This window comes from Methylicorpusculum sp., assembly GCF_030651835.1.
Lineage (GTDB): Bacteria > Pseudomonadota > Gammaproteobacteria > Methylococcales > Methylomonadaceae > Methylicorpusculum.
Window position 1 is genome coordinate 26,358 of sequence record NZ_JAUSBX010000097.1, and the last position, 25,538, is coordinate 51,895.

Annotated in this window: 27 protein-coding genes; 15 read left to right on the forward strand and 12 right to left on the reverse strand. The window is 45.6% G+C overall.

Features of this window, described 5'->3' with window-relative positions; all coding sequences use genetic code 11:
• The first annotated feature begins 270 nt into the window (after positions 1–270).
• The 5 genes from Q7V32_RS13255 to Q7V32_RS13275 are packed head-to-tail and all read left to right on the forward strand — an operon-like array spanning position 271 to position 5,518.
• Positions 271–1,176 carry a MoxR family ATPase gene (locus tag Q7V32_RS13255; protein ID WP_304897460.1) on the forward strand — a complete coding sequence of 302 codons (906 nt, stop codon included), beginning with the start codon at positions 271–273 and terminating at the stop codon, positions 1,174–1,176.
• The gene (locus tag Q7V32_RS13260; protein ID WP_304897461.1) at positions 1,173–2,114 is read left to right on the forward strand and encodes a DUF58 domain-containing protein; all 942 of its coding nucleotides are present in this window, start codon (positions 1,173–1,175) and stop codon (positions 2,112–2,114) included. The genes Q7V32_RS13255 and Q7V32_RS13260 overlap by 4 nt, the downstream gene beginning before the upstream one ends.
• A 12-nt stretch (positions 2,115–2,126) precedes the next feature.
• Positions 2,127–4,121, forward strand: a complete 1,995-nt coding sequence (locus Q7V32_RS13265) for a DUF3488 and transglutaminase-like domain-containing protein (protein WP_304897462.1) — start codon at positions 2,127–2,129, stop codon at positions 4,119–4,121.
• 45 nt (positions 4,122–4,166) lie between these two features.
• Complete coding sequence (locus tag Q7V32_RS13270; protein ID WP_304897463.1) at positions 4,167–4,652, forward strand: NfeD family protein; 486 nt, start codon at positions 4,167–4,169, stop codon at positions 4,650–4,652.
• 14 nt (positions 4,653–4,666) lie between these two features.
• Positions 4,667–5,518 carry an SPFH domain-containing protein gene (locus Q7V32_RS13275; protein ID WP_304897464.1) on the forward strand — a complete coding sequence of 284 codons (852 nt, stop codon included), beginning with the start codon at positions 4,667–4,669 and terminating at the stop codon, positions 5,516–5,518.
• A 398-nt stretch (positions 5,519–5,916) separates the two neighbouring features.
• Here the strand turns inward: Q7V32_RS13275 and Q7V32_RS13280 are convergent, their stop codons facing one another.
• The 6 genes from Q7V32_RS13280 to Q7V32_RS13305 form a co-directional block, all read right to left on the reverse strand.
• Positions 5,917–6,534: a sulfite oxidase heme-binding subunit YedZ gene (locus Q7V32_RS13280; protein ID WP_370691464.1), complete on the reverse strand. Its 618-nt coding sequence runs from the start codon at positions 6,532–6,534 to the stop codon at positions 5,917–5,919.
• Positions 6,535–6,536: 2 nt separating this feature from the next.
• On the reverse strand, positions 6,537–7,487 hold the full coding sequence (gene msrP / locus Q7V32_RS13285) for a protein-methionine-sulfoxide reductase catalytic subunit MsrP (RefSeq protein ID WP_304897466.1): 951 nt from the start codon (positions 7,485–7,487) through the stop codon (positions 6,537–6,539).
• 210 nt (positions 7,488–7,697) lie between these two features.
• Positions 7,698–8,528 (reverse strand): sterol desaturase family protein, encoded by an 831-nt coding sequence (locus Q7V32_RS13290; RefSeq protein WP_304897467.1) that lies wholly within the window; start codon positions 8,526–8,528, stop codon positions 7,698–7,700.
• A gap of 46 nt (positions 8,529–8,574) precedes the next feature.
• A complete protein-coding gene (locus Q7V32_RS13295; RefSeq protein WP_304897468.1) occupies positions 8,575–9,030 on the reverse strand; it encodes a PAS domain-containing protein in 456 nt (151 codons plus the stop codon).
• Between the two features lie 35 nt (positions 9,031–9,065).
• The gene (locus tag Q7V32_RS13300) at positions 9,066–9,548 is read right to left on the reverse strand and encodes an SRPBCC family protein (protein ID WP_304897469.1); all 483 of its coding nucleotides are present in this window, start codon (positions 9,546–9,548) and stop codon (positions 9,066–9,068) included.
• Positions 9,549–9,959: 411 nt separating this feature from the next.
• Entirely contained in the window at positions 9,960–10,397 is a 438-nt protein-coding gene (locus tag Q7V32_RS13305) for a hypothetical protein (RefSeq protein ID WP_304897470.1), read from the reverse strand.
• Positions 10,398–10,661: 264 nt separating this feature from the next.
• Here Q7V32_RS13305 and Q7V32_RS13310 point away from each other — a divergent pair, with 264 nt between their 5' ends.
• Entirely contained in the window at positions 10,662–10,973 is a 312-nt protein-coding gene (locus Q7V32_RS13310) for a hypothetical protein (RefSeq protein ID WP_304897471.1), read from the forward strand.
• 79 nt (positions 10,974–11,052) lie between these two features.
• Here Q7V32_RS13310 and Q7V32_RS13315 read toward each other — a convergent pair whose 3' ends face one another.
• Together Q7V32_RS13315 and Q7V32_RS13320 are read right to left on the reverse strand one after the other, a co-directional pair.
• Entirely contained in the window at positions 11,053–11,469 is a 417-nt protein-coding gene (locus Q7V32_RS13315) for a heme-binding protein (RefSeq protein ID WP_304897472.1), read from the reverse strand.
• 75 nt (positions 11,470–11,544) lie between these two features.
• On the reverse strand, positions 11,545–12,147 hold the full coding sequence (locus tag Q7V32_RS13320; RefSeq protein WP_304897473.1) for an arylesterase: 603 nt from the start codon (positions 12,145–12,147) through the stop codon (positions 11,545–11,547).
• A gap of 1 nt (position 12,148) precedes the next feature.
• Here Q7V32_RS13320 and Q7V32_RS13325 point away from each other — a divergent pair, with 1 nt between their 5' ends.
• From Q7V32_RS13325 to Q7V32_RS13365, 9 genes are all read left to right on the forward strand, one after another.
• A complete protein-coding gene (locus Q7V32_RS13325) occupies positions 12,149–12,838 on the forward strand; it encodes an ABC transporter ATP-binding protein (protein ID WP_304897474.1) in 690 nt (229 codons plus the stop codon).
• Positions 12,835–15,318 carry an ABC transporter permease gene (locus Q7V32_RS13330; RefSeq protein ID WP_304897475.1) on the forward strand — a complete coding sequence of 828 codons (2,484 nt, stop codon included), beginning with the start codon at positions 12,835–12,837 and terminating at the stop codon, positions 15,316–15,318. The genes Q7V32_RS13325 and Q7V32_RS13330 overlap by 4 nt, the downstream gene beginning before the upstream one ends.
• A 365-nt stretch (positions 15,319–15,683) precedes the next feature.
• Positions 15,684–16,079, forward strand: coding sequence for a glycine zipper family protein (locus Q7V32_RS13335; protein WP_304897476.1), 396 nt, complete (start codon positions 15,684–15,686; stop codon positions 16,077–16,079).
• A 244-nt stretch (positions 16,080–16,323) separates the two neighbouring features.
• Positions 16,324–16,863 (forward strand): PAS domain-containing protein, encoded by a 540-nt coding sequence (locus Q7V32_RS13340; protein ID WP_304897477.1) that lies wholly within the window; start codon positions 16,324–16,326, stop codon positions 16,861–16,863.
• A gap of 1 nt (position 16,864) precedes the next feature.
• A complete protein-coding gene (locus Q7V32_RS13345; protein WP_304897478.1) occupies positions 16,865–18,352 on the forward strand; it encodes a methyl-accepting chemotaxis protein in 1,488 nt (495 codons plus the stop codon).
• 195 nt (positions 18,353–18,547) lie between these two features.
• On the forward strand, positions 18,548–19,984 hold the full coding sequence (locus tag Q7V32_RS13350; protein WP_304897479.1) for an ATP-binding protein: 1,437 nt from the start codon (positions 18,548–18,550) through the stop codon (positions 19,982–19,984).
• Positions 19,981–20,661, forward strand: a complete 681-nt coding sequence (locus Q7V32_RS13355) for a response regulator (RefSeq protein WP_304897480.1) — start codon at positions 19,981–19,983, stop codon at positions 20,659–20,661. The genes Q7V32_RS13350 and Q7V32_RS13355 overlap by 4 nt, the downstream gene beginning before the upstream one ends.
• A 119-nt stretch (positions 20,662–20,780) precedes the next feature.
• Positions 20,781–21,125: a Spy/CpxP family protein refolding chaperone gene (locus Q7V32_RS13360; protein WP_304897481.1), complete on the forward strand. Its 345-nt coding sequence runs from the start codon at positions 20,781–20,783 to the stop codon at positions 21,123–21,125.
• 299 nt (positions 21,126–21,424) lie between these two features.
• Positions 21,425–21,907: a DUF6515 family protein gene (locus tag Q7V32_RS13365; RefSeq protein ID WP_304897482.1), complete on the forward strand. Its 483-nt coding sequence runs from the start codon at positions 21,425–21,427 to the stop codon at positions 21,905–21,907.
• A 24-nt stretch (positions 21,908–21,931) separates the two neighbouring features.
• Here Q7V32_RS13365 and Q7V32_RS13370 read toward each other — a convergent pair whose 3' ends face one another.
• The 4 genes from Q7V32_RS13370 to speE form a co-directional block, all read right to left on the reverse strand.
• The gene (locus Q7V32_RS13370) at positions 21,932–23,443 is read right to left on the reverse strand and encodes a YifB family Mg chelatase-like AAA ATPase (protein WP_304897483.1); all 1,512 of its coding nucleotides are present in this window, start codon (positions 23,441–23,443) and stop codon (positions 21,932–21,934) included.
• A 93-nt stretch (positions 23,444–23,536) separates the two neighbouring features.
• Entirely contained in the window at positions 23,537–23,794 is a 258-nt protein-coding gene (locus Q7V32_RS13375; RefSeq protein WP_304897484.1) for an accessory factor UbiK family protein, read from the reverse strand.
• Positions 23,795–23,852: 58 nt separating this feature from the next.
• A complete protein-coding gene (locus Q7V32_RS13380; RefSeq protein ID WP_304897485.1) occupies positions 23,853–24,413 on the reverse strand; it encodes a MarR family winged helix-turn-helix transcriptional regulator in 561 nt (186 codons plus the stop codon).
• A 30-nt stretch (positions 24,414–24,443) separates the two neighbouring features.
• Positions 24,444–25,289 carry a polyamine aminopropyltransferase gene (gene speE / locus Q7V32_RS13385; protein ID WP_304897486.1) on the reverse strand — a complete coding sequence of 282 codons (846 nt, stop codon included), beginning with the start codon at positions 25,287–25,289 and terminating at the stop codon, positions 24,444–24,446.
• Between the last annotated feature and the right edge of the window lie 249 nt (positions 25,290–25,538).

The window sequence follows — 25,538 nt, forward strand, 5'->3', positions numbered from 1 at the left end:
ACCTTTTAACACTTGTCATTTAAATCCATTTTTCTAGCTGCCTATAATGGCAATCGAATTTAGTTCCTGGCTGAAGAGGATACCACAGGCTTAACGAGTAAGTGAGTTTCGATTTTAAAATTAATCCGGCAGAAAAAGGACAAACAGGAGCCTGAAAAAAACGGTTTTTCTTCATCCTGCTATAGTCAATAACTAAAATTAAATCCTATCTGAGCGGGGGCGCTGTGACCTGTTTTGCAGAATAGAACCGTAACTTGGACCCTTGAATTTATGCATACGCTAATTAATCAATTATTATCCCGTGCCGATCACATCATCCTCGGCAAGTCCCTGCAAGTTCGTTTGGCTGTTTGTTGTTTATTTTGCAAAGGGCATTTACTGATCGAAGATATTCCGGGAGTAGGTAAAACCACTTTGGCACATACGCTGGCAATTTTGATGGGTATGAATTATCAACGCATTCAATTTACCAGTGATTTGCTGCCTTCCGATATTATCGGGGCGTCTATTTTTGATGTTGATAATCACACCTTCAAGTTTCATCCGGGACCCATTTTTAACCAGATGGTGCTGGCCGATGAAATCAACCGCTCAACGCCCAAATCGCAAAGCGCGTTGTTAGAAGCGATGGAAGAACAACAAGTGACCGTCGAAGGCAAGACTTACCCGCTACCCACGCCGTTTTTTGTCATTGCAACGCAAAATCCTTCCCATCAATTAGGCACGTTTCCGTTACCAGAATCTCAACTGGACCGTTTTTTGATGCGGATAGAACTGGGTTATCCGGATCATCAAGCCGAACGTGAATTACTCAAGGGGAGTTCACGGCGAAGTCTGATTGAAAAACTGACGGCTCACATGTCCGCTGAGCAGCTTTTCGTCATTCAGCAAAAGGTCATTGATGTGCATGTGTCCGATGCCTTGCTGGATTATCTGCAAGGCATCATCGCTTACACGCGCATCAGTTCGGATTATGCCGCCGGTCTCTCGCCCAGAGCCGGAATTGCCTTGCTTCATGCCGCCAAAGCCTGGGCGTATATGGCCAACCGTGACGCCGTTCTGCCAGAAGATGTGCAAGCTGTCCTGCCGTCTGTGGCCGGTCATAGACTTAAACCCGGCAGTCACGATTCACAGGCAATCGTTGCGCCCATTCTTGAAAATGTCCCTGTGTTTTGAATGCGCTCAGTTTAAAAGACCGTTTTCGATTAAGCCGGTTTTTTCGTGGCGAGAAACCGGTTGATGGGCCGATTGAACTCAATCAACGGCGAATCTTTATTTTGCCGTCAGCACCCGGATTCGGTTTTGTCATTCTAATTTTTCTGTTGTTGTTGATCTCATTTGTTTACAACAATAATCTGGCTTATTTGCTGACCTTTTTGTTGGCCAGCATTTTTTTTGTCACTATCCTGCATAGCTATCAATCGCTGTCCGGGCTGGTATTACAACAAGGACAGAGCGCACCGGTATTTGCGGGAGAAGACGCCGTCTTTGAAGTGCTGATTTACAATCAAACTGCAACCGCCAGAACGCAGGTGCAACTTTCGCTGGAAAACACCCTAAGCTTTGATATAGCGGCCTTCAGCAACTGTCAGGCAAGACTTCAATCGAGGACATCGCGTCGAGGCTGGCACCATGCGAACACGATTACCTGTTTCAGTTATTACCCGCTGGGCTTATTCAGAGCCTGGTCGCCGCTGAGATTTAATTTGAAAACGCTGGTCTATCCCAAGCCCTGGCAATATCCACTGCCTTTACCTCAAACACTGAGCGGAGCGGCGGTGTCTGGTATCACCAAGCGAGGTGTTGATGACTTTGCAGGCGTTCAGACCTACTATCCTGGGGCCTCGATAAAAAGTATTCACTGGAAGGCGTTTGCCAAACAACAAGGTTTATTGGTCAAGCAATACAGCGGCACACAAGGTTCTGAGTTATGGCTGGATTACGACGAAACGTCAGGTTCAGTGGAAGAAAGGCTCAGTCAACTTTGCCGGTGGGTTCTGGATGCTGAACAGCAGGGATTGATCTATGGTTTGATCATTCCTGGAATTCGCCTTTCTCCCGATCATGGCAAAACCCATCAGTTAAATTGTCTGGAAGCGCTTGCGCTCTTTTAAAATGAGCCGACTATGGATGTTCTAACTAACCGTACCCTCTTTGTCTTCTTGCTGACTGCCATCGGTTTGATTGCTTTGCCGCACAGCAGCCATCTGCCCGGTCCTTTGGTGATTTTTTTCTTTGTCATGCTGATCTGGCGTTTTATGGGGATTTGGTATCCACGCTGGTTACCCGGAAAAATTCTACTGTATGGACTTACCTTCACTGGTCTTGCCCTGCTTTATCAGCAGCATTTAGGATGGTTTGGACGTGACCCCGGTACGAGTCTTTTCATGACCGCGCTGTCGTTAAAACTGATGGAAATTAAACAACAGCGTGATATCTATTTAATAGCTTATCTTGCGTTCATTGTTGCCGCTTCGCAGTTTCTTTACGAACAAAGCATGTTCATGGCGGTTTATATCGTTTTTGTCTGCAGCGTGTTGTTGGCCGCAATGATCATGATTAACGGCCGTCAAGCCAATATTAAGGCTTCGCTTAAAAAGGCGATGGCGATTTTGATGCAAGTCTTGCCGTTGACGCTGATCATTTTTGTCTTTTTCCCCAGGGTAGAAGCGCCCCGGTGGTTGTTGTTCGAAGATCCGAATAGAGCCATGACCGGTTTGAAAGACAGTATGGAGCCGGGCTCTATCAGTGATTTGGGGCTTTCTGACGAACTGGCTTTCCGAGTCAAATTTACAGGCAATATTCCACCGGTTGCCTCGCTTTACTGGCGGGGGCCGGTTTTTTCTTATACGGACGGTAAACGCTGGATGCAAGGACGTCATCAGGGAACGGGAATGAAGCCGTCAGTTCCTGAGTTTAACGGTGATGCCTACCGCTACACGCTGTTAATGGAGCCGCAAGACATGCCCTGGGTCTACGCATTAGACATGCCCGCCGGGTTTCCGGGCGAGCTTTTTCAAAATTCAGATTATCAAATGCTGACGCGCAAAGAGCCCGATAAACGCAATGAATATCAGCTGACGTCTTTGCTTCAATACAATACGGGATTATTGCAGGAAGATGAGCGGGTCAGAAATACCCAACTTCCGGGGGCAGTATCACCCAAAATCAGACACTTGATTACAGCTTTACAAAGCGGCACGCAGTTAACCGAACAGTTGGTCGGCAACATCATGCGGCATTTTAGAGAAGAGGGCTTCAGCTATACATTGAGACCTCCATTGATGGAAACTAATCCGATCGAGACCTTCCTTTTCGAAACCCGCACCGGTTTTTGCAGCCATTATGCGGCTGCCTTTGTTTATCTGATGCGGGCGGCTAAAGTTCCTGCGCGCGTGGTGACCGGTTATCAAGGCGGCACGTTAAATGAAGTCGGAGGATTTTTGGAAATCAGGCAGGCCGATGCGCATGCCTGGGCTGAAGTCTGGATTAAAGACCGAGGTTGGGTGAGATATGATCCTACTGCAGCCGTTGCCCCGGAACGAATCGATCAAACCAGCTATTTTCAGCAGCAGTTTGGCGATGAACTGGCTCAATTGGTGCCGCGCCGCAATTTGCAGGGATCCTTTGAGTGGTTAAAAACAACGCGTGAACTTTGGCGTAGTCTCGATTATTCCTGGCAGCGCTGGGTCATCAACTATCATTCGGCTAATCAATTGACGTTTTTGGCTTCTTTAGGCATTGCCGGTCTGAACAAAATGATTTACTGGCTGATTGCCGGGATAGCGGTTTTTACAGCGCTATTGAGTGGGTATTTGTTGCGGCAAAGGCAAAAGCCCAAGGATAAAGCGCTGCAATTGTATGCCCGTTTCTGCAAAAAAATGACAGCAAGAGGCTTGGTAATCAGAGCCGGAGAGGGACCTCAGGATTTTGCCGGGCGGATCAATCTGGTTTTTCCTGAACTCGCGGGCCCTGTGGACAGGATTACCGGTTTGTTTATCCGTTATCGCTACGGAAAAGCGCCTACCAAAGAGGATCTTAGCTTGCTGAAAGAGGCTATTTCCGAATTACGGATTAAAAAGGGCTATAGTGCAAAGGCAAAAAGCCGGTTTAATTTTTAGTCTATAATTCAAGTCGTTACTTAACCTTATCGCAAAGGCAGATAAATGTTTGAATGGTTAAATGCTCACATTGCTTACTGGCATTGGATTGTGCTGGGACTGGTTCTTGCTTGCGGTGAAATTCTGTTGCCCAGCTTTATACTGCTGTGGTTCGGGCTCAGTGCGGTCGTGGTGGGTGGACTCTTGTTCTTCGTGCCCATACCCTTATCGGGTCAGTTGCTGCTGTGGGTCATCCTGGCTTTGATCAATGTTTGGGTCTGGTTTAAATGGATTTCGCCTACGTTTAAAACAAAATCATTGTCGGGCATGGCCAAAGAATCAATGATTGGTCAGACCGGTCTGGTTATCGAGTGTAACGGCGCTCATGCGGGCCGCGGAACCTTGCGGTTTACTATCCCTATTCTTGGGAATGACGAGTGGCAATTCATTTGCGAAGACGCTGTGGAGCCCGGTAGCCGGGTGGTTGTCCACGAGATTTCAGGTAATACGCTGATTGTCAGTACATCCAAATCCAATTCAAACACTGTTTAATTGAGGAGCATCAAATGGAAGGTTTATATATTGCTGCAGCATTTGTCGGCTTGGTCGTTATCACTGTTTTCAAGGGTGTTCGTGTCGTTCCCCAGGGATACAAGCATATTGTGCAGCGTCTGGGAAAATACTACTGCACATTGACTCCGGGATTGAATTTTATTGTGCCCTATATCGATTCGGTAACGCACAGGATAACCACCAAAGATATCGTGATGGATATTCCCGCTCAGGAAGTGATCACGCAGGATAATGCAGTCATTGTGGCTAACGCGATTGCCTATATCAATATCGTTTCGCCGGAAAAAGCGGTCTACGGTGTTGAAGATTATGAATTGGCCATACAAAAGCTGATACAAACCGCATTGCGGGCTATTATCGGAGAAATGGCACTCGATTCCGCGTTGTCTTCCCGGGATATGATCAAAGAAAAGTTGAAAGCCGGAATTTCCGATGACATTTCCGACTGGGGTATCACGCTCAAAACCGTCGAAATTCAGGACATCAATCCCTCAAAAACCATGCAAGCATCAATGGAAGAGCAAAGTGCCGCCGAACGGCAGCGCCGGGCTGCCGTAACACGAGCTGAAGGTGCGAAACAGGCCGCCATTCTGGAAGCTGAGGGTCGTCTTGAGGCTTCGTTGCGAGATGCAAAAGCCAAAGTTGTTTTGGCCGAAGCCAGTGCCCGGTCAATTGAAAGCGTGACTGCAGCCGTTAAAGACAACGAATTGCCGGTCACCTTTTTATTGGGTGAAAAATACATTGAAGCTATGCGTCTGCTGTCTCAATCGGATAATGCTAAAACGATCGTGCTGCCTGCTGATTTGTTGCAGGCAGTAAAAGGAATGATGGATAAAGTCAGATAGTGTTGCTGTCAAAAAGCGGTTTACCTCAAAGATCAAATACCCTTTGAGGTAAATACGATCTTCAGCTTGATTAGGCCTTAATTTCGTCTTTTGTCCTGAATAGTCACTTAAAATGTTATTTCCCGTGTAGCCTTCATGGTTAGTGAAAGCCTTGCGAGGAACGCCGTAACCCCATCCTTCGGGGCTTACGGCATCATTCCAGTCGACACCCAGCAAAGCTTAGACCCCCTTTTTTGTCATCAAGCTGCGAATTGCTGGCTTGACTGGGAATCCCTCATTTTTCCGTTAACTTTAAATATTGAGGTGCCGCGGATTCAGTTGTTGGTGGGATTTTTGAAACGGCCACAGAATTGATTTGAAGTTTAAGAGGAACTGTCGAGCCAGGAGCTCAACAGAATTTATCTTCGGCCCTTAGGGAGCATCAAGCGGCTAACTACACGGTTTTTAAATGAGACAAGCACACGAAAGCCAAGCAGCAGGATTATGACCAATAAATAGAACAGCGGCTCAGCGAGATTGCCTTTGAGCTGCCAGAAATAATGCATAATCGCCGCACCAGCTGCTAAATAGATAAATCGGTGGAGTTTTTTCCAGTCTTTCCCCATCAGTTTGATGACCCATTTTGGCGTAGTAACCGCTAACGCCAAAACGATCAGATACGCGGCAATGCCAAACCAGATGTAGGAACTTTCGAGAATATCGGTCGCAATAATGGGCCACACCAGGAAATGATCCAGGACTAAATAGGCCAGCAGATGCAGGGTTGCGTAAAAAAAGGTAAACAAGCCGAACATTCGCCGGTACTCGGCCATGCCTCGCCAGTTTGTCATGGTTTGGATGGGCGTTATAGCCAAAACCATACACAGAAAACGCAGAGACCAATCACCAAGCCTGATGTGTACTGCCTGAACGGCATTGCCCCCCAGATTATCCAAAATGATATCCAGCAGTAACCAGAGCAAAGGTAGCCAGCAGGCAATAAAGATACCTAACTTTAATTTGTTGAATTTCACCATCTTCAGAAAAAATGCCGCAAATTCATGTCTTTATAAAGTCCCGCGACTTGCTCGCCATAACCGTTAAACAATTCGGTTTCACGGCGGGGGGTAAAGAAGCCGCTACCGAGTAACCGCTCACTATTCTGACTCCAGCGTGGGTGTGGAACGTTTGGATTGACATTGGCATAAAACCCGTATTCCCCAGGCGCAAATTTATTCCAGCTGGTAGTGGGCGCTTTTTTTAGCAGTTCGATTTTGACAATGGCTTTTATACTTTTAAAACCGTATTTCCAGGGCACCACCAAACGTAAGGGTGCGCCATTTTGTTTTGGCATCGTATCGCCATACATGCCAACCGCCAGCAGCGTAAGCGGGTGCATCGCTTCATCGATGCGCAAACCTTCAGAATAAGGCCATTCCAGCATGTTATTCTGCTTTTGTCTGGGCATCACTTCCGGCCGGTAAACCGACGTAAATTTTACAAATTTTGCAGTCGATAAAGGCTGGGCCTTTCTCAATAAATCTCCCAAAGCAAAGCCAACCCAGGGAATGACCATTGACCAGGCTTCTACACAGCGAAACCGGTAGATATGTTCCTGTAATGTCTGCTGCCTTAGAATATCTTCCAGAAAATAAGTGCCGGATTTTTCCACTTCACCGCTTATTTCTACCGACCAAGGGTCGGTGGCCAATTGTTGCGCTAACTTTGTTGAATCATGCTTGTTATAAGAAAACTCATAATAATTAGTATAGTTTTCAATTATTTCTGAGGGTGTTGTCATCAGATCCGCCGAAAAGCTGCTTTCCGGTAAGTTGGTCCAGCGGGGTTTGTTGTCGGCCAAAACCGGCACGATACCTGACCCCATCGCCGTTAACGCCAACAAGGCTTTTATTATTTTGCGTCTTTCCTTAAAAACATAGGGATCGGTAATTTCGGAGGCAGGAATCGTTTTTTTAGTTTTTATTATCATTAGTTTGTACCTGGAATTCGGTTCGAGCAATTAACCCAATAAGAACAGAAGTAATGCATTGCAAGTCGTTCTTGCTGAGCAACGCCAACGGGAGACCGGCCAGATCGGTCGCCTGAATCCCAAAGGCCTTATCCTTGAGTGGATCTCGAGATGAAAGAGGGCTTTAGAAGAATCTAGCGGGTTCTTTTGAGGATTAAGCTTGGCCGTTAATTATTTTTTTCCTTTAGGAATCCAGCCCAGCAATTTTAAAATTTTTCTTTCAGTAATGAATGCCAGTGAAAACAGCTGGATGAAATTTTCAGCTTCGATGATATCCAGGCCGATATTGGCAGGAACCAGTTCGTTGCGGGTTCCAAAAATTCTATCCCAAATTGAAAAAACGATGCCGTAGTTACTGTCGTGTTCAGACCTGAGCGTTGAATGATGAGTTCTGTGTAACGAAGGGGTGATAATGACTTGCGAGAGTTTTTCTTCGTTCGGTACAGCAATATTGGCGTGGTGAAAGAAGATAAAAAACATTTCAAAGATTTCAATGGACAAAATCAGGAATGCATCGACCCCAAACAGGATGACAAATAGACATTTGTAACCAATTTCGAGTAATAAATCGAAAACGTGAAAGCGGAATCCAGTGGAGACATTAAAACTTTTATCCGAATGATGGATTTTATGAAAGCGCCATAAAAATTCGTTTTTATGGCTTAGCCAATGCCACACATAAATGGCCAAATCATAAAAGGCAAAGGCCAGCAGCCATTTCAAGGGGCCTTTATCCAGATCGCTTAAAAGTCCGTGCGATGCAAATTGCTGGGCGACAAGAAACAATGAAGAAGCTTTTATTACCGTCAAAATGAGGTTATTGACTAAAAATGCTGTTGTATTGGTAACGAAAGACTCTTTGTTTACCTTCATCGGGAAGTTGCGGAAGGGCTTGCGTTTCTCAACGATTAATAACACAAGAAAAGCGAGCATTGCGAGACCAAACAAAGTTTGATTAATCAGCATACCGGAATCAGCAGCGGCACTGGTACCATCATTCATGAACTAACACCTTCTCAATATCTTGTTGAGGTCATTGCTGGGCACCTTATTTACCCGGCATTGCGTTTATCAAATCATTCAGTTCTTTAATCTCATTCGTGGCATTGACTTGCTCGGTTATATCGTATTGCACCCCCAAGTAATAGATAACCCGATTTTTTTTATCGAATAGAGGAGTGATCTTTAACCGGTTATGAAACAGCGTGCCGTCTTTTTTATAATTTCTCAATGTTACTTCAATTGCTTCATGCTTATTCATCGCTTCGGCAATTTGAAAACGTGCCTCCTGATCTCTATCTTCACCTTGCAGAAACCGGCAGTTATGACCAATGATATCTTCTTGTGTGTAGCCTGTTAGACGCTCAAAGGCTTTGTTCGCATACACAATGGGCGCATCTTCTAAATCCGGATCGGCCAATGTGACGCCGTTCACACACTCATCTAGAATGGCAGAAAGTACTTGTGGAATTAAACCATTATCTTTTTCAACAATGAAGGGCATAACTAAAGCTCCGATTTTATAATTATTTTATTAAATCAATGGGATTGGTTTATTAGCAGATTTTTTATATTTTCAACGGTGTTTTCAGCGCCATCTTCAATGGCTATGCGTATCAATTTTTGAAATGGCCGCATAAAAAACTCCAGTTCCAACAATTCAAAACGAAAATGTAAACGCGTAAGCTTATTTTCGGTATTGTTTGTCAATAGATAATTATGTTTGTAAGGAGCATTTAATCCTTTGAAAATAAGTTTGAAGACAGGCGTAAAATCTAAAATCTCGAATATGGATTCGACTCTTTCACCGTTCTCATTCCGCACCTGTTTGGCTCTTGCACCTTTAAAAACCTGTTTACCATCTAAGGGTTCAAAGTCAACCAATTCAACCGCCCATTTTGGATAATTGTCAAAAAAATGCTCACCAATGAAGCCGAAAACCTCATCTATCGGTTTATCAATTTCTATGCTTGCCTCGCCTACAATAGGCTTAGTGGTATCAAAAGGTAATTTGGTGCGCATCTCGCTTCCTAGGGTTTTGAATAACTGAATTTAGTAATTAAGGGTGATTGTGTTCTAAATAGCTCAGCTTTCTATAATTTCATCGAAACCTTAGCCTAGATGTTTTTGCCGGCTCGTTTAATAATTTTTTAATTTAGTGGGTGGGAGGGTTTGAGATCCCCCTACCTTTTAAGGCAAATATCAGCTTATAGGTTGCTCAATTAATCTCAATATGTATCAACGTGTGAACAAATCCTACCATCGACGGTTTATCGTTTTAATAATTAATGATTATCAAAATGCAACTTTGCATTTGGAAACTTTTAAGTATTAAGTTTTCCAGGTTAAACGCTTTTTTGGCTCGATGATTATCTCATTTCAACGCGAATATAGCCCGACTAAAAAGTCGGGCTATATTCGGTTTTATATCAATTATTCAACCTTGTTATCATGACCTCGCTGACAAAACAAAATTGCATCTCGCCAATCTTGGCCTTTACTAATGGCACCATTGAAACAATTAACTGTTTTCTTGGCATCATCGGTTCCTGAGCATAAATTGATAACGTTTTTCCATTCCCACTCACCGGCCTTGCTTCCCTTACCCCACTTGACTTCACCGGAATTAACAGCAAGAAAGCATTCACCCGGTTGGGTGGGTTTGGAAGTGCCCTTGCAGAGTTGTTTCACATTTTCCGGCTCCCAATTCATGTTTTTATCTTCATTCCATGGAATTTTTCCCTGAATTTCATTAAAACATTGTGTTTCATGCTCAGTGTCACCAGCCATCGCAACAGGACTCATAAAAAAAGATGTCAAACCAGCAATTAAAATGCCGGCTAAGAAACGAGACGAAATATAACTTTTCATGGATAACCTCTAGTTGAAAACAAATTGTTACTTTTACGGAAACACATTGTATCTCGAAACCTAACAATTCAAAATTTATTGAGTTTATTTAAAGTGGTCATGCTTGTGATTCAAACAATGGGTTATGCTGCTATTTTGGAATGTTAGTCAAAAGCTTCCGCTTGAAAAAAATATCTGACTTTTTCGATGGAATCACCATAGCCTTTGCAAAAAAACTTGATACTATCGATAATTCGTTATTTATCAGAAAGGAGGGTATAAAACTTGAATCCACAATTGATTGCAGCTGCCAATCTTGGCATTTTGACGGTTATATTTTTTATTACCGGGATGATCAAGCCGAAATGGCCCATGTTTTTTTTGGAGAAACCGACGCGGTTCCTGGTTTCTTCTATAACATTAATTATGGTTATGGTCGTGGGTACGCTGTTCGGCGAAGGTATGCGGATTACAAGAATGGAACAGGCGACCAAGCTACCTGCTCCGGTATCTTCAACCGACGCAGTTCCTACACCAACAGATGTTCCATCGGCGCCAGCTAAAAGTATTGCCCCGGAGCCAGCTCCTGCAAAGTAAACTTAATAGAGCGTTTGGCAATTAATCACCCTCGGCAGATGAGTTGCCGTCGGTGATTACTGGTATTCAGGAATGATTCTCAGAATCCAGCCGCTTTAACGCCGGCAATTGCGCAACGCTCGTCTTCATCGGAAACATCTCCACTAATGCCTACTGCCCCGATGATTCTGTTATTATGATCACGAATGAGGATTCCGCCTGGAACCGGCATGACTTTGCCGTCGGCAATATTGACAAGAGCATTCATAAAGTTGGGGCGCTGCTCCGCAACATCCGCAAGGCTTCGGGATGACATGCCCATGCTGACCGAACCCCATGCCTTTGCTGTAGCGACTTGCTGCCGGATCATTGTTGATCCATCTTCCCGCTGCATTGCTTTTAAATGTCCTGCATCATCCAGAACTACGACGGTGAGCGGTGCTAAATTTAATGTTCTGGCTGTTGCGAGCGCTACGTTAATAATAGTATTGGCTTTTTCCAATGTCAGGCTGGTCATGGCAGCTCTCTCCATATAGGTTCAAAATCGTTTTGCGGTTACAAAACGTATGAAAGTTAAAAGGCAGGGCCGGTTTTATTTTAATAAGGGTTTTAGATAACCCCATATTTTTTCGGCGATAATTGGCTGGGCAGCGGTATTCGGGTGAAGTCTGTCAGGCTGCATTAAGGCTTTGTCTAAAGCCACATCTTCAAGAATGAAGGGCACAAAGCTAAGGTTAAACTCTTTGGCCAAAGCGGGATAAATGTTGTAAAACATATCGATATAACGTTTCCCGTAATTGGGAGGCAGTCGCATGCCCAATAAGAGTACTTGGGCCCCTGCTTTTTGACTGCGAAGAACAATTTCAGTTAGGTTAGCCTTCATTTGCTGCGGTGTTAGACCTCTTAATCCATCGTTAGCGCCTAATTCCAGCAAAAGCCATTGGGGTTTATGACGAGCCAAAGTGCTGTCAATTCTAGCCAGTCCTCCGGCGCTGGTGTCACCGCTGATACTTTCGTTAAATACCCGGTGCGGGAACTTTTCCGCCTCGAGTTTTTTCTCAATCAAGTTAACCCAGTTTTTACCGGCTTCAATTCCGTACCCAGCGCTAATACTATCGCCCAGAACGACAATCACTTCGGCTGAAGCAGTCGCTGAAACGATGGACAACCATACGGCAAACATATATTTGGACATTATGCTGACTCAAACTAAACACACATTAAGCGATATTATTTACACCAAAAATCTTGGCAAAACCGTACCAACAGGGGACGGTGATCTGCATATCTTGTCATCTGTCGATTTACAAATCAAACCGGGAGAGAGTTTGGCGATTATTGGCGAATCAGGATCCGGTAAATCAACCTTGCTGGGCTTACTTGCCGGACTGGACACTCCGACGCAGGGTAACGTGGTTGTCGACGGTCATGATCTGACGGCAATGAACGAAGACGGAAGAGCGGCGATTCGCAATGAGTTGATAGGCTTCGTTTTTCAATCGTTTCAATTGCTTCCTGGCCTGACTGCCGTCGAAAATGTCATGCTGCCCCTGGAACTGAGGGGAATTAAAAATTCACAAGCGCAAGCAGAACATCTGCTTGAGCGGGTAGGACTTAAACATCGGTTTTCACATACGCCAAGGCAATTATCCGGCGGTGAGCAACAACGCGTGGCTTTGGCCAGGGCCTTCGTCACCGGTCCTGCTATTTTATTGGCGGATGAGCCTACCGGGAATCTGGATCGTAAGACAGGCGAACAAATCATTGATTTATTATTCGAGATGAACCGCGAGAATGCGACGACCCTGATTTTGGTGACGCATGATCAGGGACTGGCCACGCGTTGTCAACGCACAATCCGGCTGGAATCAGGGTGTATGGTATGAGCCGATTCAGTCTGGCGCTTCGACTATTGTTCAGGGATGGCCGTTCCGGTGAGTTAACGATACTCGTTGCTGCATTAGTGATCGCTGTGACGTGTTCAACCGCAATCACCTTGTTTGCTGATCGTTTGCAGAAAACGATGGTCTTGCAGTCAGCCGATTTTTTAGCGGCCGATCTGGTCATCGCAACGCCTACGCCTATTGATGAAAATTGGCGGAACCAGGCGGGCTCACTGGAGTTAAATACTTCCAGTACCGTCGAGTTTTCCAGCGTACTGATCGAAAATGACGAAATGCTGTTGGCAGGGATCAAAGCGGTGAGTTCCGCTTATCCGTTACGTGGTTTTTTGAGAAATACCCAGGGTGATTTGACTCAAGAGGAAACAGTCACCAAAGGTCCGGAGCCGGGTCAGGTTTGGGTGGAAAAGCGCATCCTGGCCGCACTTAAAATCAAAGTGGGTGATCAGTTAACTGTGGGCGAAAAGCCGTTGACCGTTACTCGCATCATTACCCATGAGCCCGATAAAAGAGGGGATTTTTACAGTTTGTCACCCCGAGTCATGATGGCTGAGGATGATTTAGCGGCCACCCAAGTCATACAGCCCGGCAGTCATATTCATTATTTCTTCCAGTTCAGCGGTGATGTTCAGGCCATTAATCAATTCAAGACGGCCATCAAGCCTCAACTCAACCCCTCTCAAAGGATAATGGATATTCATGAGGACAGACCTGAATTGGGCGATGCGCTGAAACGGGCCGAGCGCTATCTGGGATTGTCGAGCATTGTTGTAGTTTTAATTGCCGGAGTGGCGATTGCCATTTCAACGCGCAGGTACAGTGAACGCCATTTTGATACCACTGCGTTACTTCGCTGTTTAGGTTGTAAACAAAATGAAGTGTTGTACTTATACGGTGTTCAGTTTTTAATTTTAGGATTATTGGCCAGTTCGATTGGATGTCTTCTGGGGTTTATCGCTCAGTACGGTCTGTTTTACCTGCTGAAAGGTTTGATACCTGATGAAATTGCTGCTCCCGGATACTTTTCGGTTTTTTTGGGTTTAAGTACCGGAATGGCTATTCTGTTGGGGTTTGCATTTCCGCCATTGCTCCGTCTGAAGCAAGTGTCACCTTTGCGAGTGTTGAGACGAGATCTTGCGCCGTTACCGAACAGTGCCTGGCTGATTTATGGTATGGCATTGCTGCTGGTGGCCGTTTTGATTTGGCGATATACCGAAGATTTCAGAATGACATCAACGATTCTGGGCGCAGGTGTCGTTTTAACGCTGTTACTCAGTTTATTGATTCATGCGTTGTTGATGATTTGTCAGAAACAATTGCCCAAACTCAGCGGCGTTTGGAGATTCGGCGTGCAAGGTCTGGTGCGCAACCGGCAAACGAGCGTCAGTCAAATTCTGGCATTCAGTATTACGCTGATGGCGATGGTGTTAAGTTTTTCGGTTAGAAACGACTTGTTAAACGATTGGCAAAAGCAATTGCACGAAAACGCGCCGAATCATTTTGTCCTGAACATCTTTCCGGATCAGGAGGCGAGCTTCAAACAGGAATTGGCCGATCAAAAAATTTCCGGTAGTCAGTTTTTTCCGGTGGTACGCGGCCGTTTGGTAGCCATCAACGAAACGCCGGTTCAGAAAATTGTCAGTAAAGAGTCTCAAGGGGAGCGGGCCATTCATCGAGATTTGAGCTTAACCTGGTCTGCCAACCTGCCTGAGGAAAATAAAATTACCGAAGGGCAATGGTGGACGGACAGCCGGACCGGGCTTGTATCTGTTGAACGAAAACTGGCTGAAAGTCTGGATGTGAAACTGGGTGATGAATTGACATTTACCGTGGGTAGCGAACAAGTTAAGGCAACAATTGCCAGTATCCGGGATTTGCGTTGGGATACGATGCGGCCCAATTTCTACATGGTTTTTTCGCCAGGAACCTTGGACTCGTTTGCCAGCACTTTGATTACCAGTTTTTATATTCCTCAGACTCAGAAAAATTGGCTCAATACACTTGCCAAAACATACCCCAGCATAACGATACTGGAAGTGGATGCGATACTTAAACAGTTCAACAGGCTGTTGGCGCAACTGACTCAGGCGATCAATTATTTGCTTTATTTTGCGTTAATGGCGGGATTTACCGTACTTTTTGCCGCTGTATACACCAGTATTGATCTTAGAGTTCATGAAAGCGCTATCATGCGCACTCTGGGCGCGCATCGCTCATTTTTACGCAAAACACACATGATCGAGTTTACCTTGCTTGGGCTGAGTTCGGGGCTCTTGGCTGCGCTGCTTTCAGAAACGCTACTTTACCTGCTTTATACCTTTGTGTTGAATCTGGATTATCAGCCCAATTTCTATATATGGCTCGTACTGCCTGTATTTAGCGGTTTATTTATTGGTCTTACCGGTTACTGGAGTTTAAAAGATGTTGTTAACAAAGCGCCTTTAGCCGTTTTAAGCGAGCTTTAAGTCGTATTCTATAAGTTCAAAGCGTTTTTTAGCGGAACAGGGTGTTCCGTAAGCAATTCTCAATTTGAAGGAGAAACGGGCTGGGGGAAGCTTTATGAGGATGTCGGCAGCAGGGCAGATTTTTATTCCGGACAAAATCTGCATTTTCACCCTCCTTGGCGGTCAGATGCTGCTCTCAATCCCTCATGGAAGGGTTTACGGTATTCCTCGAAAGGCTTTTCCCAGCCGAAAATGATGCTGAAAAAATCAAACTGGGAATTGCAGGTGTTCCGTAGGCTATTTGTAAAATAATTGATCAAGCTTATTCACTGACTATTCAGGTCTTTGAAGGTATTTTGACAAAAACTAAAAATGAGGTAAAAACCATGAAAATTTCCAACACAATAATCGCCCTTACCACTGGTTTATTGATTTCGGCCTGTGCAACCCAGACTGGATGGACTCCGACTGTGGATACCTACAACAACCCTAACTCATTCCGCCTTAGCCAGGATATGGCCGAATGTGATCAACTCGCCCGTCAGGCTTCAGGAGGAACCGGCATGGAAACAGCCAAAGGCGCAGGCGTAGGTGCATTGCTGGGCGGCGCAACCGGCGCTGCGATTGGCGCGATTGCCGGAAGCCCTGGAACAGGTGCGGCGATTGGCGCGACTGCAGGTGCCATGGGCGGCGGGTCGAAGATGGGTATAGACTCAGAAGATCGATTCAAACGCGCGTATAAAAATTGCCTGAGAAACCGCGGACATAACGTCATCGATTAATTTACTTGCGATGATGCCGCTGGATACCCCGGTGTTTCCAGCGGCATGTTCCGGATTCCAGTTGGAATTTAATTTTCCCCGCAAACCAAACCAAATCCTTTTCACTCAGTGAGTGAATCTCTCAAATTCCCTACTTGCCGCAGTTTTATTGGCGCCAAATCTATTTGTAAATCCCCTTGATTCAACTAACTGTTTAATGAATTTCGCCTAAACTTAACGCAGAAATTTAAAGGTGAGTTGTGATATGAAAGTAAAAATAGTCCCCAATAACAATGAAAAGAAACTAGGTGATCAGGATTTTATTGTTTCTAAAACTGATTTAACAGGCCGAATAACTTATGCGAACCGGATCTTCATGGAAATTGCCGGTTATCCTGAATCCAGTTTACTAGGTGTTCAGCACAATGTAATTCGTCATCCGGATATGCCCAGAGGCGTATTCAGATTTATGTGGAATACCCTGAAAGCGGGCGAGGAGTTTTTTGGGTTTGCCAAAAATTTATGCGCCGATGGCGGGTACTATTGGGTCTTTGCCAATATTACTCCGGATTATGACCGGGATGGAAAGTTACAAGGTTATTATTCAGTTAGACGTAAACCTCCGCAATCGGCTCTTGACGTTCTTATACCGGTTTATAAAGAAATGCTGGCAATCGAAAATCTTTCTTCCATAAAAGACGCGCCGGATGCTTCCTTGGGATATTTATTCGATGTCGTAACGCAAGTCGGAGCAAAAAATTACAACAGCCTGGTGTTAAGTTTATACAAACCCAAAGGAGTTTAAGGTGAGTGCAAATTCAGACCATTCCAGCGCAAATATCCCTTACCTGAAAACAACGGTATTTTATTTGGCCGTCAGCGTTTCTTTGTTGGCTCTGGCGAACATGGCCCTCAATATCTTCGCCTACGAATTTTCATGGCTCAATTTATTGATCAATTTAGCCTTGATCGCCATTGCACTCATTACCCAGAATTCTGCTAACCGGTATTTCAGAGTCATAACCGCAATACAAAATGTGCTTTTAAAAACTAATGACGGCGAACTTTACCATCGCATTACCGGCACCAAAGGTATGGGGGAACTGGGCAAAATTGCCTGGGAATTAAATGAAACGCTGGATATCATGGAATCCTATTTTAAGGAAATTACGACCTGTTTCGATCAGGTCTCTAAAGGTAATCATGACCGTTATACCTTGGCGGATGGTTTTCCCGGCTTGATTAAAACGTCAGCCAAATCAGTCAACATCACTTTAAAACTGATGGCGGAAAACGAAATTATGATTAAAAAGAACCGCCTTTCAGCCGGATTGCATGGTCTTAATACGTCCAACTTGTTGAATAACCTGAAATCCAATCAACAAGATTTAATCAGCATCAGTGAGCAAATGCAGAAAGTGGAAGATATTGCCGCCAACACCGGGAATAATGCTGAAAACAGCCTATCTTCCGTTGACACGATCAGTAAATCGCTGACCAATATCAATCACAATATTCATTCGGTGACTGATGTGATCAGTGCGTTGATCGATGACAGTAAAAAAGTGACAGAATCGCTGTCCATGATTACCGGTATCGCTGATCAAACCAATTTGCTTGCCTTAAATGCTTCCATAGAAGCGGCCAGAGCGGGTGAGCATGGACGGGGTTTTGCCGTAGTGGCAGAGGAAGTAAAAAATCTGTCGGAACATACCAAGAATGCAGCACTTGAAGTGACTAAAACGCTGGACTCATTCAATAAACGTGTAAGACAAATGCGTGACGAAGCCGAAACCTCAGCCGATATCTCTCAAAACATCATGGATAATGTCAATGAATTCAGAGGCCAATTCGCGGAGTTATCGCAATCTGCAAAAAACTCTGTTGATTACATAGCTTACGCAAAAGACAAGAGCTTTGCGTTGCTGACTAAAGTGGATCATATCGTTTACAAGCAAAACGGCTATATTGCTATTGAAAACCACCTACATTGTTCGCAATCGGATGCGATCAATGTGTCGCATAAAAACTGTAGACTCGGCAAATGGTATTTCGAAGGCTTGGGTTACGAAAAATTCAGAACAACTAATGCTTATGCAAAAATTAATCTTCCTCATTCGGATGTTCATAAATACACACAACAAGCCTATAGTGGATCGAGAGAAGACTGGCAAGTTAATCAATCCTTACTAGAGAATATCATTGCTTCGATGCGGCGTTCGGAGGAAGCCAGCGCCGATGTCATGGCTTTAATCGATGAGATGGTCGAGGAAAAACACAGCAGAGGGTATTAGGGAGATGCCAAAACAATCCAGGGATGGATTGCCTTTGAATACAGGATGCAAGAAAAACCCACCTTAAGCCGCCAGCCTTCTAAACAGCGCCGTTTCTTTGATAGATGCTGTATTTCCCTATTTTTTGCACAATTTGGCATGACAATTCTCGAAACCTAGCCTCAGCTCATCGTTAGCAAACCCCGCGAGCCATTCATGACAATCAGAGTTAAATTATTCTTAACCTTTTTACTGACGACTTTAGTGGTGGTCATGGGGATGCATCTTTTTACCCGGTGGTCCCTGGAAAAAGGTTTCACAGAATTTGTCGAAAAAAGAGAAAAAGAACGGGTGAACACACTGGTTGAAGAACTGGAAGAGCATTATGCTGAAACTCAAGGCTGGGAAAAATTGGCGGCAAGCAAGCAGAATTGGATTTTATTGCTCTGGCGCGCGGATTCTCATAGGCACCGTCCACCCCGGCACATCATCAGACAGGCGCAACTGGAACCGGAAAATCTGTGGCCGCCCGCATTATCTGAAAAAATTAAACAAAGACGGATAATACCGTTTGAACTGCGCGTTATGCTGTTAAATACCGAAAAATCGATTATTTTTGGTCGTAACGAGTTATTGTCTCAATTAACCCTGCATCCAATTCAGCATAATCAACAAACGGTAGGCTATCTGGGACTTATGCCGGGCAGTGCGGTGAATCAACCCAGTGATATTTTTTTCATGGAAAGACAGGCCAAATTGTTGATCGGGATTGCCGTGGGGATGGTACTGCTTTCCGCCTTAATCGCCTGGTTTCTGGCTTACCAATTGGGGCGGCCTCTCAAGCGGATCATTTCGGCGGCCAAAGAGTTGGCTATTGGTAATTACAAGACCCGCTTGCCTGTTGAGTCAACCGATGAAATGGGTCAGCTGGCGCGCAATTTTAATGATATGGCGGCAGCATTGGAGCAGGCCGAGCAAAGCCGTAGGCGTTGGGTGGCGGACATTTCACATGAGCTGCGAACACCTCTGGCCGTTTTACGCGGGGAACTGGAAGCGTTGATGGACGGTATTCGGCCGTTGACTCCGCAAGCGATCGAATCATTATCAGCAGATGTGATGCGTCTCAACCGTTTGACGGATGACCTGTACCAATTGGCTTTGTCCGACCAGGGTGCCTTGAGTTACCGGAAAAAACTGCTGGATCCTGTGTTGCTTTTACAAGACGATATGACTGCATTTACGCCTGATTTCACCCACAAGGAAATCAGTATTCGCTTCGCCAATCACCTCAACAAACCGGTAAAGATTAATGCGGATCCGGATAGATTGGCACAATTATTTCGGAATTTATTGACTAACAGCCTTAACTACACCGATCACGGCGGGCAAATACATATTATGGTAAAGCGCTTAGAAGAAAATCTGATCATTGAACTCGCCGACAGCAGTCCGGGCGTTGCTGAGCAGGATTTAAAGCACCTGTTTGATCGTTTCTATCGGGTTGACAGCTCGCGAAACCGTCACTTGGGCGGCGCAGGTTTGGGCCTTGCCATCTGCAGCAATATTGTTCATGCCCATGAAGGGTCTCTGATAGCGGCCCCCTCGGCTTTGGGCGGCCTTGCAATTCAAATTATCTTGCCGGTAGCATCATGAGTCGTATCCTGATCGTTGAAGATGAACTCAAACTGGCTCAGTTGGAAGTTGATTATTTGCATAACGCCGGTTTTCAAACGCATTGTTTAAATCAGGGGCTTGAAGTGGTGCCCTGGTTAAAAGATAACAGCGCCGATCTAGTCTTGCTGGATTTAATGATGCCGGGGCGGGACGGCCTGGAAATATGCCGTGATATTCGTAACTTCAGTCAAGTCCCCATTATTATCGTGACAGCGCGTATTGAAGAGATCGACAGGTTGCTGGGTCTGGAAATGGGCGCTGATGATTACATATGCAAACCTTTCAGCCTCAGGGAAATGGTGGCTCGCGTTAAAGCCGTATTGCGCAGACATCAACCCCCTGTAACAACTTCCTGCGATGAGTCACTGACGCTCTATCCGGAAAGTTATAAAGTCGAGTATGGCGGGCAGAGCATCGAACTGACCTCGGTTGAATTTCAGCTTTTTTACGCGCTTTATCAGCAACCTGGACGCATTTTCTCTCGTTCCAAGCTAATGGACTTGATCTATCAGGATCAACGCATTGTGTCTGACAGAACCATTGACAGTCATATTAAGAAGCTGAGAAAAAAACTAACCGGCTTGATTCCAGGGCAAGAGATTATTCACTCGGTCTACGGCGCCGGGTATCGGTATGATCCTCAAAAAAGCGAGTAAAAAACTTCCACATTTATTTCACAATCGCTGCAAAATGTTTACGCATTTGCTGCGTATAGTTTCTCTCAAGGGCGGCAATAAGACGCTCTCTTTTCAATCATTAACCGAGAGACATTATTATGAAAACCAAACATATTGCGATTCTGATAGCACTGATATTTCCTTTAGCGGTAGCCGCATATCCAGGCGGTAAAGGCGATGATGAAGGTCATCAGGCAAAGCGAATGGAAAGGATGAGCAAGGAATTAAGTTTGACCGAAGAGCAGCAAACCAAAGTGGGGGCAGTTTTCAAAGAACAAGGTGAAAAATTCAAAGCGATACACGACGAAACTCAGGCTCAGTTGAAAACAATATTGACACCCGAGCAATTTACTAAACTGGAAGAAATGAAACAGCGCCGTCATGACAAATGGCGTGAAAAAGCTCAAACAAGACGGTCTGAAAAACCGGAAGTAACAAAATAATCAATCTGAATTAAAACGACTGGGCGCAAAGGCCGCTTGATTTGGCCTTTGTCCCAGCAAATCCCAGTTTGAACTTTTAATATGTGGCTTTAAGGAGTGGCGTAAGTCTTGCGAGGAAAGCCGTAGACCCTTCCATGGGGGCTTGACGACAGCATCCCTGCTGCCGACATCCTCGCAAAGCTTAAGCCACCCCTTTTTTATCGTCAAACTGGGAATTAATGCCTTTGTCCATCAACGGAAACTTATCCCCATTGAATGTGTCATGGCAATTTATGATGTGGCACATAAAAGGAGGCGTTATGTTTGATTACCTTACAAAACTGGCCCTATTTTTAGGGCTTGGCCTTGTTTTTATAGCTGATGCAGGCGCCGATGACGGGCAAAATTCAATGCGGCATAGTTATACGAAATCACGCTCTGCTCCTGCGGAACGACAGCAAGTACGCAGGCACAGCACTCAGCCGAAACAGCGTTCTTATTCGCAGCCTTATCGGAGTGATTATCGCCCGGGCCGATATATTAATCCCCTACCCTATGGCGCTTCGCGACTCAATTACAACCAAAACGAGTACTACTATTACGAGGGCTATTTTTATCGGCCGAATCAAAACGGTTACATGCTGATTGACGCGCCTGTCGGGGCTATTGTCATCTCGCTGCCAAGGCTGCATCATCGCGTCAAGCAACGGGGCGTCGATTATTATGTCGCAGGCGATACTTACTATACCCGACATCAAAAAGGTTACAGGGTAGTCGATAACCCCTATCGGTATCGTCGCTAAAGGGATCCTGCAAAATAGATGGGCTTATTTTAATGCTCGGTCCAGTTTGCGATAACTGATTGCTTCACTGAGATGCGTTATTTCGATAGACGGTGATCCTGCCAAATCGGCAATGGTTCGGGCTACTTTTAAAATGCGGTGATAGGCTCTGTGTGATAAGCCGAATTTTTCCATGGCCTGTTCCAGCAATTGATGGCCTTGCTCAGAGAGCGGGCAGTGTTGTTTGACTTCCTTGGCGGACAGCGCGTCATTGGCTTTGCCTTGCCGGTCAATGGCTGTATCGCGGGCCTTCATGACTCTGGTCCTGATTAGCGAGCTGCTTTCTTCGCCCTGAGCCGAGCCTTTCCTTAACACCTCCAGAGAAACACGCGGCACTTCCAGGTGCATGTCGATTCTATCGAGCAACGGACCGGAAATGCGGGAGCGGTATCGCGCCACTTGTTCTGAGCTGCAATGACAACGGCCTGAAGGATCGCCCAGATAGCCGCACGGACAGGGATTCATGGCCGCAATAAGCTGGAATCGGGCCGGAAAATCAGCTTGTCTGGCTGCACGGGAAATAGTGATATGCCCGGTTTCAAGTGGTTCACGCAAGACCTCCAGAACTTTCCGGTCAAATTCAGGCAATTCGTCCAAAAATAAAGCGCCATTATGCGCCAAAGAGATTTCGCCCGGTTTAGGATTACTGCCTCCGCCAACTAACGCGGCTGCTGAGGCGGTATGATGGGGCGCACGGAAAGGCGGTTTTCGCCAATTGGCAACATTCAATCCCTGATCGCTAACCGATGCAATGGCTGCTGTCTCCTGGGCTTGTGCTTCAGATAACAAGGGTAGGATAGTCGGCAATCTGGATGCCAGCATCGATTTTCCTGTGCCAGGCGGACCAAGCATCAGTAAATTGTGATTGCCCGCGGCAGCAATTTCGAAGGCGCGTTTGACAAGGTATTGGCCATGCACATCTGCAAAATCGGGTTCATCATTCGAAGGTTCCGGTACGGCGCTTTCAATCTCGATTTCAATAATCTGCTGTCCGCTTAAATGTGCGCAAACCTGCAACAAATGCTCGGCGGGTATCAGTTGAATTCCTTGCACCAGTGCAGCTTCAGCGCTGTTTTCGCGAGGCAGTATCAACGCTCTTCCCTGGTTTCTGGCTTGGATGGCTACCGGCAATGTTCCGGAAATGGGGCGTAATTCACCGCCTAACGATAGCTCACCTATACATTCAAATTCTGCTAGCCGATTTTTCGGAATTTGTCCTGAAGCGGCGAGAATACCCAGCGCTATAGCCAAGTCAAAACGACCACCTTCTTTCGGTAAATCAGCCGGAGCCAGATTAACGGTCAGCCGTTCCATTGGAAAATCAAAATGTGAATTGATGATGGCGCCCCGCACACGGTCCTTGCTTTCTTTAACGGCGGTTTCGGGGAGGCCAACAATATTCAGGGCAGGAAGCCCATTGGCAATATGAACTTCGACAGTAACCAGCGGTGCGGAAATACCTGACCGGCCACGGCTGTAAACGATTGCCAGCGACATAGAATGCGATTTAAGGGGGGTTAATTACCCTGGACGCTGAGAAAGCTAGCTTCCAGGGGTGTTTTAACAAACTGATAAGACCAGCGAAATAACTCAGTTGCTTTGTTGCTGATTCGGATTTTCCAGGGCGGCTATGCGGCTTTCCAGATCTTCCAGTTTGGCACGGGTTTTAGCCAGCACGGCTTTTTGAACTTCAAATTCTTCCCGTGTCACCAAATCCAGTTTACCCAGCGCACCTTGAAGAATCGCATGGAAGTTTTTTTCCAGATCTTCTTTAAGGTTGTTCAGGCCGGGCGGAACCGCGTTGGCAAGACGGCTGGCAATTTCATCAAGTGCTTTTGGGTCAAACATAAAATACTCGCTCAAATGATTTAAAAAATATGAGTAACAGTTTACGCTAATCCGCTGATTACGTCAGAACATGTTCTCGGCAAATTTGCATTGTGTCATCCTGGCTCAGAGGCTCTTGTGTTAGTTCACACAGATAGTGATTGTCGACCTCGGACATTTTTTTACAGGTATGACAAACACCAAAACTTCTCAGGTTATTAGCGGCTTGCAAGGCGATCAGTGCCGTATTCAGGGCTTTGTTGATCTCTTCAAATTGATCATCATTCAGCGTTTTACAGGCATGGGGGAGCATATTAACCCCCAGTATATCGTCCAACAGGCCTTTGCCTTCCGGGGATAAGTTCAAATGCAGAATCCGTCTATCCTGCGGATTAGCTGTTTTTTCTATGTAGCCCTTGCGTTCAAGGACTTGTAAAGACTGCGATACCGTACCTTTGGTTAATCCAAAATACTCGGTTACTGCTGCAGGAGTATCGCTCAATTTATTGCATTGCGCGAGATATTCCAGAATTTGCACATGAATGGGCTGTAATCCCATCGCCAGATAGCGCTTACGCTCTTCAGAACGTAAGAGCGTAGTGATTCTGTCGATCAGTTTAAAAGTGCTTAATTCGCGCATTTCTAAATATCGCCGGGCAAAGTGCAGTTATTACCCAAAAGCACGCTTGAAAAATTCCGGCTTCGCCAGTGCCGCGCGATGAATATCGATATTATAGTAAACGGTTTCAAAGCCCTTTTTAGCGGCATCTCCTTCTCTGAAATGGCCCAGATCGGCTTTGGATGCCATCGTTGCGCTCCACCAGCCGGAAGGATAAATACATTGTGGGAAAAACACGGTTTGCAGATGATCAAAACCGGCACCTTGCATGGCGGAACGCATTTCGCCCATTAATTCGAGATGGAACAAAGCGGACTCGCTTTGTTGAATCACGATGCCGGTATCCGACAAGCAATTAAAACAATCGCGGTAAAACTCGGCACCGAACAATCCTTCCGCCGGTCCGATGGGATCGGTGCTGTCTACGATAATAATGTCGACGGAACCGGGCGCGGCGTCTTTGACCCATTTGATCCCATCGATAAATTTCAATTCCGCTCTAGGATCTTCATTCGACTCGCACAATTCCGGAAAATAAATTTCAGCCAACCGGGTGACGCGTTCATCAATATCGATCTGAACGACATGCTCAACGCCTGGGTGTTTCAAAACTTCTTTTAAGGTTCCGCAATCGCCGCCGCCGATAATCCAGACATTTTTGGGATTGGGATGCGTGAACAATACCGGATGACTCATCATTTCATGATAGAAAAAGTTATCCCGGGTCGAGACCATGGTACAACCGTCGATCACCATCAGATTACCGAAGGTTTCGGTTTCGTAAATTTCGATAAATTGAAACGGGGATTGTTCTTCGTGCAATTTACGTTTGATTTTTAATGAAAAAGCCGATTCGGCACCGGGGACTTTCTCGGTAAACCATTCAGAGGGATTCATGTGCGATAATTCCTGAAATTAAAATGAAACAATATAGAGGGCATTATATTAGAATTTTGTGACATAAGGGGAGGCGCTGAACAAATCCAGCAATTCTCAATTTGAAGGGGGAAAGGGCTGGGGGAGGCTTTTTGAGGATGTCGGCAGCAGGGATGCTGCTGTCAAGCCCCCATGGAAGGGTTTACGGCGTTCCTCAAAAGGCTTTTCCCAGCCCAAAATGACGCCGAAAAGATCAAACTGAGAATTGCT